The organism is Rhizobium sp. BK289 (genome assembly GCF_014193575.1).
Classification (GTDB): Bacteria; Pseudomonadota; Alphaproteobacteria; order Rhizobiales; family Rhizobiaceae; genus Rhizobium; species Rhizobium tropici_C.
On record NZ_JACHZO010000001.1, the window covers coordinates 692,986 to 704,631 of the forward strand.

Sequence of the window (11,646 nt, forward strand, 5' to 3'; positions counted from 1 at the left end):
TCGCTGGCAGCATCCGGTGCGGTTTCCAAAGTGATTTGGATCGATGCATCAAGATCCCCAATCCATCAGAGATTGAATGCCAGGATTGCAAGAATGTTCCAATCCGGCCGACCGTTCAAGTTCGATACCGCGTCGCCCGAATTGATTAACGGACGTAGTTAATTTTTTAACAATTATGCAGATACTAATGGAACAAACATTGGAATCAAGGGTTTCCGCGCCGAGCCGGAGGACTAAAGATGAATCTGAAGATTGTTACTGCCCAGTCGGAAGTCGAGACCGCCGACACCGGAACCTATCCGGATGGCATGATGGACCGCATTCTGGTTGAGTTCTCCGCAAGCTCCGAGCAGCAACATCGCAAGTCTCACGAGCGGGATTACGGTGCGCGCAAGGCTTTGCGACCAATCCCGGCCGGACTTGCCTGATATCCCACTGACGGATACGAGTTCGCAACACGCGGGTTCACGGCGTCGGTCGCCTGATCAGATGTAAAGCGGCGCCATTCTGCGCCATGCGCCGGCTCGATGAGCGCGCCCATCCCATACGTGCAGTCGATGGTCGATCTGCTTGTCAGCCAGAAGGCGGCTCAGGTGGCGGTTGTTGTCGATGAAGGGATCGGCGTCTCCGATCGTCATGACGATCTCGATCTGGCGCAGCTTCTCCAATCGCCAATCGCAGGCTAGCCCCGGCAGAAAATGTGTCGGCGTGTGAAAATAGATTTCGTCATCATAGTAACCGTCGAACAGGTCGGTGAAGGATTCGACCGTCATCGTCAGATCGTAGCGGCCGGAAAAGGCGACCAGCTTGCGGAAGAGGTGAGGGTGGCGGAAAACCAGGCTGGCCGCCTGGAAGGCGCCGAGGCTGCAACCATGGACGATGGTACACTCATGCGCGTTCTTCTGCGCCATCAGCGGCAGGACTTCGTTCAGGATATATTCCTCGAACGCTTTATGCCTGCGAATGCGCTCGGCCGGGTGACGATGAGCATCGTAGAAGGTTTCCCTGGCCAGCCCTTCGATGCAATAGAGCTGAAGGTGCCCACTGACCAGCTTGTCAGCGAGGCTGGCGACGATGCCGATCTGCTCATATTCCCAAAATCGTCCGTCGCGCGTGGGAAACACCAATACCTTGGCGCCGGCGTGACCGAACACCAGCAGCTCCATGTCTCGATCCAGCCGCGCGCTGTACCAGCGCAGGTATTCGCGGTTCATAGCACCTTGAAAAATCGCCCGACCTTGTCTCGCAGAATTGCGTTCTGCTTTTCGCTACCAGCATAATCGAAGTGGCCGGCATCCAGGATGAAGATTTCGTTAAACTTCTGCAGCGCATTTGCGACGGAGAACTGGCAGGGCGGCGCAACGGCCGGATCGAAAAGGGCAGGCGCGACGAGCATCGGAACGGTGATCCGGCTTGCTGCGATCGCGGCATCGAAGAAACGCAGGGTTTCGAGAACGCTGCCATGTTGCTTCTGATAGGCCTGGACGGATTGCGCACTGCCGACGGTCGGCAAGGTCAGCCATAGCGGACGATGCCCGAAAGTCGGGACTACGAGATGGCCGCGTCTGATCCTCGCATCGAACGGAATCGCCAATGCGCCGATACCGCCGCCGAAGCTGATGCCGCTATAGCCGATATGGCCGGCAACCCATGGGTAGAGGATCTCCAGGGTCGAAACGGCAAGCCAGATGTCTTCGACGCAGCCGCCGATGACATAGGTGTCGCGATTTTCGATGCCGTGCACAACATGCCCCGACGCGTCCGATGGGATCGGCGGGCGGGCGCTTAAAGAAAGCCCACGGCTGCAGGGAAACAGAACAGCGGCCTCTTCCAGCGGCAAGTCGAATTCGGGCTGATCCCTTCCTCCATATCCATGTCCGACGACGAGCCCGCGGCGCACCTGACCATGGCGGGGAATAAGCAGCCAACCGTTGATCTGAAACGATCCCGTCGACACATAGCTGATATCGAAAACATGCCAGTTGTCGTGACGCAATCTGCTGCGACGAAGTTTCGGTTGCGGATCGACGGCGATGGCGGCTTTGTAGCGCTGCCGCCAGAAATCGTCGAAGCCGAACGGGGCTTCCGGTGTCTCGATGGCCTGCAACTGCGAGAGCTGCATGCCATAGGTCGGATCGAAGTCGAAGGGATGGGCTGTCGGTACACTCATGGCAAATGTGTCGCGTGAAAGGATCGCCGACGCAAGCACCAACGCTGCACGGGCCGCAGATCGTCCTTAATTATCTCAAGGACTCCGTTTGGGATGGACAATCGATGCGATAGAGCACAACGCGAAAAGATGGCGCAAACAGGCTGATTTCCTGCGCACCGCGGCCCGCGAGCAAATATGGCAAGCATCCTGATGCGCAAGCCCGCCTGGAAAAGGAGCTGCGGCTTCCTTCTCCGGCCGTTGGACCAGCCGCGAAAAAACATGCTGATATAAATCCGCCCGAAGCTTTACCGGATGCGACGTCGAAGATGGGTTTTCCGCTGAGCGGCATCGTCATCGTCCTGGGTTCGATCCTGGTCTATGCGCTTGTCATATCGCATGTGGTCGGCCAGCCGCATTACTCCGCTCGCGTCAATTTCATGCCCCCTGCTTTCGTACAGAACTAGATGCCCCGCAACGCCTGCGCGGCAATCGGGAAAATGTGACGAAACCTCACTTTCGGCATTATTCTTCCCTATCGCTTCCGCGAGTGGGATGCTGGCTGTCATCGCAAAGACGTGAAGGCAAACACTGTCCGGCTGGCTATTGCGGTCGCTGCGCTCTCGAAAAATGAAGAAGTTTTAAGTCTGTTCGTTAAATGAAGATTCCAATGAATCTGTTGTAATCGTCGAACAGAAGGTAGTTTTGGAGAGCATTTCTTGTCACGGCTCAGAATTCAACAGCTGCAATGGATCGGCGCGGTTGCTGTTATCATGGTTTGCTTGATGATGGCCGGCTCTACGATTGCCTTTACCCTGTCGGATTACATCAGTTACAAGCGGGGAGTGACGGAGTTCAGCCGTTTTCACGCGGCGCTGCATGCGGCGGCGATGATCTCGAGGGAACGGGGGCCGGCAAACAGTCTCATGGGCGCTTCGCAAGACGAGCGGCCGCAATTTGCCGCCGCCTTGAAGGCCAGCCGTGATGAGACCGACAAGAACATTGCCGAACTCGAAACACTCTTTCGAATGGAAATAGATCAGTCGCCGGAGATGCGCAGCGCGTTCATGGCGGTCAAGGCGCAGCTGGAATCCGGCAGGCAGGCCGTCGACGCGGTGGCCGCCATGCCGCGGAGCGAGCGTAGCGGCGCAAAGATCGCAGAGGCGATCCAGGCAATGTTTCGTGCGGCGGACCGGGCGCAGGATTACCGCGACATTGCGGGCCGATCGATCATTGCTCTGGCACCGGAGACCGGCGCCGAAGTCATGCTGACATCGATGGCCGGCACGCTGAGAGAGCACGCTGGACGCCTGGGATCCTATGTGGTCATGATGCTGACCTCGCAAGGACAGGCTCGTTCGCACTATCGCAGCGCCTTCGACCGCGAATTGAACAGCCTCTTCGAGGTGAACGCGCTTCTGAAGACCTATGCGCCCACCACCTTGCAATCCCAAGCCGTTGCACGGCTGCTGGATCAGGTGACGCTCAGCTACTTTGCCGGATCGCTGCCCTATGCCCAGCGTGTTGCCTTCGAGTCGAACATCGATAACGCGCCGACACCGGCCGAATTCACGGCAAATTACGTTCCCGGAATGAAGTCCACCGAGATCCTGCGCGAGTTCATCGAAACGAGTGCATTGACTTCGTTCGATAGGGCTAGGGAGAACGCTGTGAAAGCCATGCTGGTCTCCGCCTCGCTGGCGGGGATGGCGATCGTGGTGGTCATCGGGTTGGCCTACACGCTGCGACGCTCGCTCTTCAGGCCCATGCTTGCCGCCATAGGTCAGATCGACGAGATTGCCGCGGGCAACCTCGCGACGCCACCGACAATGCCTCATGCCGGCCGGGAAGTGCGCGAAATGTTCCAGCGGCTCGATATTCTGCGTGAGCAGCAGCGATTCAAGCGGCATCTGGAAATGGAACGCAAGTCGATGACGGAAGAGCTCAGGCGCCTCTCTCAGACGGATTCGTTGACCGGACTCCTCAATCGGCGCGCGCTTGGCGAGGCAGTCGGACGGCTGCTTTCCGCAAAGAAAACAGGTTTCCGTGGCTTCAGTGTCGTCATGTTCGACATCGACCATTTCAAATCGATCAATGATCGATATGGACATGCCGTCGGCGACCGGGCGCTTCAAAGAGTCTCCGAAATTCTAGGGCCATGCCTGCGTCCCGATGATCTGTTCGCGCGCTATGGCGGCGAGGAATTCATCATCGTCCTCTGCGACGTGAGTGAAACATCGGCACGGTCGACCGCGGAAAGGCTGCGGGAGACCTTGGCACAGGCTGTCATCGACGGCGAGCATGGCTTGACGGTCACGGCCAGTTTCGGTGTCGACTGGCGTGCACAATGCACATTCGAAGATTGGGAAAAACTCGCCGTGGTTGCCGACAAGCGCCTTTATCAGGCCAAACGAAACGGGCGCAATCGGGTCTGTTTTTCCGATGCGCTTGAGGAGAAGACGATCGTGTCGGCAGTGAAAGTCGGGCCGGCTGCCCCAGGCGTCGAAAACGCCGCGTGACGGTCTACCGGCTGAGAATTTCGCGTCAGTAGGTGAGCGTGACCACCACCGTATCGGTGTAGATCCCAGGAGACGGCGTCGTCTGTGGTGGTACGCGGCCATAGACTGTCAGGAGCTGGCCTGCGCCGGTTCCGCTTCCCCCGACGGTGCTTCCCGGGGTGTTTGCATCGCCCCAGGGCTGCGACCGGTTCGTATCCTTGTAAAGACCATAGGTCACCGTTTCGGCCCCCTTCGACATTTTCCTGGCGGTCGGCGCGGCGTTCGCGGTGCCGCCATTCAGGGAAATCGTGTAGGTCGTGCCCGGCGTGCAGGTTGCCGTAATGGAACCGGTGGCGTCGACATTGGTGCTCAATACGCCCTGGCTACCGAAATCGATATTCTGGACGCTGACCAGGCAATTGGCGGCAACGCTCGCATTGACGCTGAAGGACGCGGTTCCCACCGTTCCCGAGGGGGCGGTGCAGGTTGTGGCGCTACTATAGCTGTAATAGAAAGAGGTGGAGGTCGATGTGAAGCTGGATGTATACGGCCCCGGTACCGCCGTCGATGGAGTTCCAAGTGCTGCTCCATAGACCGTCATGCTGCCGCTTGCGCCGACCAGCGAAACATTCAACAGGGCCATTGTCAGCGCATAGGCCGGCGCTCGCGACGGATAGGACCAGCTGCTCGCCCCCCACACCACGCTCCGGCCGCTATCGGAATAGAGCTGATAGTTCACAGTACTGGTTCCGTTCACCATCTGGCGCGCCGCGGCGGAAGATGCTCCGCCGCTGCCGGCGCCGATATCGGGGCAAATCAGGAGCCGCTTGCCCAGGTCCAGGAGCGCCCCTGTACAACTTACACTTATCGTAGATGTCGAATTGACCGGGGTGCCCGACAAGGTATCGACAGCACCGAAATTCATGTCGGTCGCAGTAAAACTGCAGCTCTGCGCCAGGCACAGCGAAGGCAGCAATAATGCGAGCAAAACGGTGATCGAACGCAGCATCCTTTCACCTCCCTTTTAAAAGCATCGGACATCATCGATTACCACCTGCTCGCCCCGCTGCGGCTTGTAAGCGAACTCGGCGTGGCATTTCGTCCCGTCCTCAAGCGAGACGTCGATCGAGTTGCGCGCGTGCAGCCCGCGAATATAGGCTTGGCCGTCATAGCCGATGACAAACGGCTCGTCCGATCCCTGCAATGCTCCGCTCAGGCCCGCCTGCAGCAGCGCACCGTTCTTATCTCTGATCGTCACGAGCGCCGCCTGCGGCGCTTGTGCTACGCCGAATTTGACGACGACACCGCTTCGATCCGCCGGGACGACAGTTTCCCGGGTTGCCGGAACGTCAGCATCGACGGGAAGATTCTTGGGATCGATGGAAACGGTATTGGGTTCATAGGAATTGAGGTTCGGCACCAGAATGCGGCCACTCTGGCCGGTCCTGCCGATAGGCCTGTTCTGCTGCTGGACTTCAACATCGGGGGCGCCGACATCGACGACGGCAAAGGCATCGTCGATCCGGTTGGTGGCAAAGACGCCACCGCCCGCGACTGCGATGGCGCCGTCCATGCGCGCGACCGCCCGTGCCTGGTTGTTCTGCTGCTGGACGCCGGCTTCGAACTCAGCGAATGAGGCCCTATAGCCGATCGCAGCCTCCCGGTTGGCATCCTCGCCTTCGGAGGTACGCAGCCGCCAGCCGACGCTGCCGTCCTCCTGCCGCAGCGGCTTGGAAACCTCGGCAACCACGTCAAGGCCATTCGGTCCACTTTGAATGCCCGTGTTCGCTGTGATGTTGTCGCCGAAAGGAATGGAAAGGCCGGCGAAGATGCCGAAATTGCTTCGTTCATCGAGGTCGGTGAAGGCGGTGGCGTAGAGCGTCGCGCGCCTGAACGTCTGGCTATACGAAAGTCCTGCGATCCGGCTCTTGCTTCCGTCCGAATTCTCAAGCCTCGTATAAGAGAGGTTGAGACTGGAAAGGTCCAGCGGCGCCGGCACGCTGAGGGTGACCTGATCGATGGCGCGCGGCACGCCGGCGCTGAATATCGTGAATTCGCCGGCCGTACTGGCCGTCGGCCTGGCGGAAACGGATGCTATGTCGTCGTAATCGTCGAAGGCGCGCTGCATGCGCGCATAGAGCGCCCACCTGTCGTAGCTCAGCTCAAACGAGGCATTCACAAGCGCCCCCGTGCGGGAGCCGCTTTTGCTCCCCGCGCCGGCAATCGATGCCACGCCCCAGGCGCCGAGAGGAAAGGCGGCTCCGACACCGCCATTCAACAGCTCCGTGCCACCTTCGAAATGCCCCTCCAGCGTCAGCCAGTCGGTCAATCCGTAGCGTGCCGTGGCGACTCCCATGATCCGGCCGTCATAATCGTCCGATTCCGTGCCGAAGTTTCGCCGGGGGACGCCAAGTTCCGCCGAAAAATCCAGCAGACCGTGGCGCAGAAGCCAATTGGACGCATAGAAGGGTAAGGTCTGCGTCGTCTCCCGCCCGAGGCTGTCGCGCAAGATCACGGTCGCTTGTCCACCGCCCGAAAAGACGGGGAGATTGGTCACTTCGAACGGCCCTGCAGGCACTTCGCCTGAATAGGTACGGACGTTTTGCGTGTAGATGTCGAGCGTCGAAGGGACGGCGGCGCTACCCGCAAACGCAGGCAACGGCTCGGTCACCAGATCGGAACGCAGCGCGAAATTGCGCTGGAATTGAATGCCGCCGAAATAGACCGGCCGCGTCCACGAGAGACCGCCGGTCGTTACGTCTCCGGCGCGATAGGTAACGAGGTTCTTCGGGTCGGAGTAGCTCCACGTCGTGTTGAGGCGGGTTATTCCGTCGAGGCTGCCGTTGGAGTAGCCGGCCAGAAAGGATTGGCTGAGCGTTCCGTAGGGGCTGAAGAGACGGGCATCGAACGATCCGGATATGCCTTGGAACAGGCTTGAATCGCCTTCGAAAAGGCTGTTGGAGCTCGCATAGAGGGAATAGTTGAGGACAGCGCCGTAGCCTGCCTGGGGTGCTGGGATCGTGCTTTCCTGCTGCCGTTTGACATCGATGACGTGCGGGGCACGACCCTTGTCGGTCGTCTGGACATAAAGCCGCTGAGTTTCCTCGTCGACCTGATACGACAGGCCGGGCAGGGCGCCGAGTTCAATGAGCCTATTGTCGGCGGCATCGGATGGAGGTTTTATGCCGACCTCGCGGAGTTCCTCGGCTGTTGCCGCAAGCGAGCCATTCGGGCGTTGTTTGAAATTGCCGATCATCTTCATCGAGGTATTGTTGATGAATACTTCCAGGTAGATGTCCCGCGTGCCGGCCGGCTGGTCTGCGGACACGATCGCCGTCGGGCGATTGGGCACTTCCTGAGCGCGCAGGACCGAAACCGAAAGACACATGCATAGGAGAACGGCACCGGCGCTACCGTTGATTAACGGCGACTTTTGCATCGAACGGCCCAAGATCGCTCTGGCCATGTAGCGTTACCGTACTGCCGGAAAGGGACTTCGCAGCCCCGATCGGCCATTGCATCGTCGCGCCGCCGAGCACATATCCGACCAGCCCGTTGCGGCCGCTGATCTTCGTCCCTCCTTGCGCCAGGGTGAGGTTCGACAAACGGAAGCGGCTGGCACCATTGTTCTTGCCGACCAGAAAGAGACCGCTGCCTTGACGGGCGACGCTCCAGGAGACATCGGGCGCCTTTACATCGGCTTGCTTGAAAAAGACGGGAATGGATTGACGCATGATGAGCGTAACCGTGCCGGCCCGTGCCCGTGACGCGTCGGGCAATTCGTCGACGATGACGCGATAGGTCTCTTCGGCTCTGACTGGCGCCTTGCTGGTACGGATCACTCGGACGACATACTGCCCGTTGGGGTTCATTCTCGTCGAAGGAGGGCTGGCGACAACATCCCTCGTCGGTTCCAGGCGCTCTATCCCGTCGGCCTGGCTCCATCTGAAAACGCGTATCTGAACATTGATGGGATGATCCCCGTCATTGCCGAGGTTCAAAACGGCTGCGCTGGCTGGCGCGACGAGTTCGAGACTTGTGGGTGCGACGCGCAGAGAAGCCGCGTTGATGGCGTCAGCACTGAGGCAAAAAAGCATAGACGCAGCAATGCATGGCAACATGCGTTGCATGACAGCCTCCTCGATCGATGGGTTTTCAGTAGGTGACGGTAACCGCCACAGTATCCGTATAGACGCCGGCAGCCGGTGTGGTTTGCGGTGGCACCCTGCCGTAGACGTTTATGTTCTGCACCGCGCCGTTGCCTGTACCCGTGACGGTATCTGTGCCTATGGTTATGCCCCATGTCTGCGTGCGGGCAGCGTCGCGATAAATGCCGTAGTTGATCGTTGCGTTGCTCGGCCCGGTCATCACACGGACAGCCGTCGTCGCTCCGCTGCCCGCGCCGGCACTCAAGCCGATATTGTAGGTTTGCCCCGATGTGCACTGAACGCCGATGGTGGTGGCCTGATCGATATTGGCCGCGATGACGCCGTTGGTGCCGAAATCAAGATCGTTGGCGCTCTGGATCAGGCACTGTGCCTGAATGGTAATGCGGACTGTCATATTGGCCGTCGCCGTGGCAGCCATTGTGGGCGGTGCTGCTGCGATCATTGAGATGGCAGCAAGGACAGCACCGCACAGCACTCTCTGCATTCGTATTCCCCCTCAACACAGCCTGCAAAAACATCAGAATATAATAAAGTAATCACATATCTGCTTTGCTGGCAATGAGGAGGAAAAAGGCGAACGAGATCGCTACAGTATCGAAAGAATACCGCTCGAGTATAGTTTAATTTTATTGAACAATTACCGGAATATGATTTGTATTTTTGAAAAACATGGTTAACGAAAAATGTATTGAACGGCCACCGAAACCGGATAGCATCAACGGAAATACGAGCTTCATACTCCGCGAATCATGTTCTTGGGAAAAGGTCAGTGATTCGCCTGGATCAAAGTTCAGAAAGAGGCGCCCGTGACTTGCCGGTCATCCCTCCCGAACCAGGACCTCCATCAACATTTTTTTGCAAAAGGTCTGCAATTAGCCATGTTTCGGTAAAAGCTGCGCCACAGTTCCCGTCAAAATGGGCAAGCGAGATCTTGTCCTAAGGAGCGATCGATGGATACGCAGCCTACGAGATGGTGGAACGGCCAAAGCGAGACGACCCGGCGGCTGAGTTCCGGACTTGCCGTTTGCGGCACGGTCGTCGGTGCTCTCTACATGATTGTTCAGACGGCTCCGACCGAACGCGCCATGCGCATTATCGATGATAGCGGTCGAATTACGATCGGCAACGGCGGGCTGCTGGACCATGTCGCAACGAATGGGTTGCAGGTCGTGGTGGATGCGAGCCCTACCCAACCGGTAACGTCGGTGCCGATTCCACAGCCATCGCCTCTCGCCGCTGCGAAAAGCAGTGCTTCGGCAAAGAAGGTTGCCTCGCGGACCGATGCCGCTAAGACGAGCGTCGCGGCATCCGGTGACGTCGAGCGTTTCGATCGTTGCCTGCCACAATGCGAAACACGCGATCCGTTGATTTCGGGATATCCGCAATATGCCGAGGCGAAGCCGTCCCTGGTCAGGGACGACGATCCGCCTCCGATAGTGGAGGAGAGGGCTGGCTTTCACCCGCTGGCCGGTGCCCGCCATATATTGACGAGGGCGGTGGATGCGCCCAGCGTAATGCTGCGACGGGGTCGCGAGGCGCTCGATACCGTCGCTCGCATAGATTGGTAGATTGGAAAAACCTGTTCTTGGAAACGCTTAGGCGCGTTCCGCCCAGATCTTCGCCAATTCAACGAGCGTCTTCACCGCTCTTTCCATATCCTGGCGGCTGACCCATTCCAACGGCGAATGGAAGGCGTGTCCGCCAGCAAATATGTTGGCGCAGGGCAGGCCCATGAACGAGAGCCTGGAACCGTCCGTACCGCCGCGAATGCTGCCACGAACCGGCGTCATGCCGGCCCGTCTTATGGCTTGGACGGCATTCTCGACGATCTGTGGATGGCGATCGAGGATCGCCTTCATGTTGCGGTATTGATGCCTGACGGTAAATGTATGCGAGGAGCCGGGGTAAGCGGTCATCACGTCCTTGACGATCTGCTCGAGCATCTTCTCCTTGACCGCAAGACCCGCCTCGTCGAAATCGCGGATGATGAAACCGAGTGCTGCCTTCTCCATCGAACCGCTGACGCCGGTGGGATGAATGAAACCCTCGCGGCCCTCAGTCGTTTCAGGCGCAATGTCTTTCGGCAGCCTGTCGATGATCGCGCCGGCGATCTTGATGGCGTTCTCCATCTTTCCTTTGGCGAAGCCCGGATGAATGGCAACGCCCTGAATGACGATCTCGACGCTATCGGCCGAAAAAGTCTCGTCTTCTATGTGGCCTGCCGTTTCGCCGTCGACCGTATAGGCGAATTGTGCCCCCAGCTTCTTCAGATCGACCTTGTCGACGCCGCGCCCGATCTCCTCATCGGTCGTGAACAGAAGCTTGATGGTGCCGTGGCGGATATCCGGATTGTCGACGAGATATTGCGCGGCTGCCACGATCTCGGCGAGGCCCGCCTTGTCATCGGCGCCGAGCAGCGTCGTACCATCCGAGGTGATGATGTCATTGCCGACCTGGTCGCGCAGAGTAGGGTGCTCGCCGACAAGGATGACCTGTTGCGGATCGCCGGGCAGGCGGATATCGCCGCCGTCGTAGTTCTTGAGGACCTGCGGCTTGACATTCGTGCCGGTGAAATCCGGCGCCGTGTCCATGTGGGAGCAGAAGCAGATCACGGGAACAGGCTTATCGACATTCGATGGAATGGTCGCATAGACATAGCCATGCTCGTCGAGATGTACGTCGGCAAGGCCGATCGCCAGCAACTCATCGACGAGGACGCGGCCAAGATTTTTCTGCTTTTCGGTGGAAGGCTGCGCGCTCGAGGTCGGGTCCGATTGCGTATCGATGACAACGTAACGAAGAAAACGATCGGTGACGGTATCGGTCATGA

At 58.7% G+C, this 11,646-nt stretch carries 11 protein-coding genes; 4 read left to right on the top strand and 7 right to left on the bottom strand.

Annotated elements, in window-relative coordinates; all coding sequences use genetic code 11:
* Positions 1-239 precede the first annotated feature (239 nt).
* Positions 240-428, top strand: coding sequence for a hypothetical protein (locus tag FHT84_RS03165; protein ID WP_112345029.1), 189 nt, complete (start codon positions 240-242; stop codon positions 426-428).
* 57 nt (positions 429-485) lie between these two features.
* On the opposite strand, the gene FHT84_RS03170 is transcribed toward FHT84_RS03165, so the two are convergent.
* Both FHT84_RS03170 and FHT84_RS03175 read right to left on the bottom strand, forming a co-directional pair.
* Positions 486-1,214 carry an alpha/beta hydrolase-fold protein gene (locus FHT84_RS03170; protein WP_112345030.1) on the bottom strand — a complete coding sequence of 243 codons (729 nt, stop codon included), beginning with the start codon at positions 1,212-1,214 and terminating at the stop codon, positions 486-488.
* On the bottom strand, positions 1,211-2,170 hold the full coding sequence (locus FHT84_RS03175; protein WP_113250292.1) for an acetylxylan esterase: 960 nt from the start codon (positions 2,168-2,170) through the stop codon (positions 1,211-1,213). Before FHT84_RS03175 ends, FHT84_RS03170 begins: the two co-directional genes overlap by 4 nt.
* Positions 2,171-2,478: 308 nt before the next feature.
* Here FHT84_RS03175 and FHT84_RS03180 point away from each other — a divergent pair, with 308 nt between their 5' ends.
* Both FHT84_RS03180 and FHT84_RS03185 read left to right on the top strand, forming a co-directional pair.
* A complete protein-coding gene (locus tag FHT84_RS03180; protein ID WP_162736997.1) occupies positions 2,479-2,616 on the top strand; it encodes a hypothetical protein in 138 nt (45 codons plus the stop codon).
* 252 nt (positions 2,617-2,868) lie between these two features.
* Positions 2,869-4,668: a diguanylate cyclase gene (locus tag FHT84_RS03185; protein ID WP_113250247.1), complete on the top strand. Its 1,800-nt coding sequence runs from the start codon at positions 2,869-2,871 to the stop codon at positions 4,666-4,668.
* Between the two features lie 25 nt (positions 4,669-4,693).
* Here the strand turns inward: FHT84_RS03185 and FHT84_RS03190 are convergent, their stop codons facing one another.
* From FHT84_RS03190 to FHT84_RS03205, 4 genes are read right to left on the bottom strand one after another with little or no spacing between them, the layout of a single operon-like run.
* The gene (locus tag FHT84_RS03190) at positions 4,694-5,656 is read right to left on the bottom strand and encodes a spore coat protein U domain-containing protein (RefSeq protein WP_112345033.1); all 963 of its coding nucleotides are present in this window, start codon (positions 5,654-5,656) and stop codon (positions 4,694-4,696) included.
* A 15-nt stretch (positions 5,657-5,671) separates the two neighbouring features.
* Positions 5,672-8,035, bottom strand: a complete 2,364-nt coding sequence (locus tag FHT84_RS03195) for a fimbria/pilus outer membrane usher protein (protein ID WP_183761273.1) — start codon at positions 8,033-8,035, stop codon at positions 5,672-5,674.
* Between the two features lie 22 nt (positions 8,036-8,057).
* Positions 8,058-8,777, bottom strand: a complete 720-nt coding sequence (locus FHT84_RS03200; protein WP_112345035.1) for a molecular chaperone — start codon at positions 8,775-8,777, stop codon at positions 8,058-8,060.
* Positions 8,778-8,802: 25 nt separating this feature from the next.
* A complete protein-coding gene (locus FHT84_RS03205; protein ID WP_112345036.1) occupies positions 8,803-9,300 on the bottom strand; it encodes a spore coat U domain-containing protein in 498 nt (165 codons plus the stop codon).
* Positions 9,301-9,766: 466 nt separating this feature from the next.
* Here FHT84_RS03205 and FHT84_RS03210 point away from each other — a divergent pair, with 466 nt between their 5' ends.
* Positions 9,767-10,384: a hypothetical protein gene (locus tag FHT84_RS03210; RefSeq protein WP_113250248.1), complete on the top strand. Its 618-nt coding sequence runs from the start codon at positions 9,767-9,769 to the stop codon at positions 10,382-10,384.
* 27 nt (positions 10,385-10,411) lie between these two features.
* Here FHT84_RS03210 and pepT read toward each other — a convergent pair whose 3' ends face one another.
* Positions 10,412-11,644, bottom strand: a complete 1,233-nt coding sequence (gene pepT / locus FHT84_RS03215) for a peptidase T (RefSeq protein WP_183760846.1) — start codon at positions 11,642-11,644, stop codon at positions 10,412-10,414.
* Between the last annotated feature and the right edge of the window lie 2 nt (positions 11,645-11,646).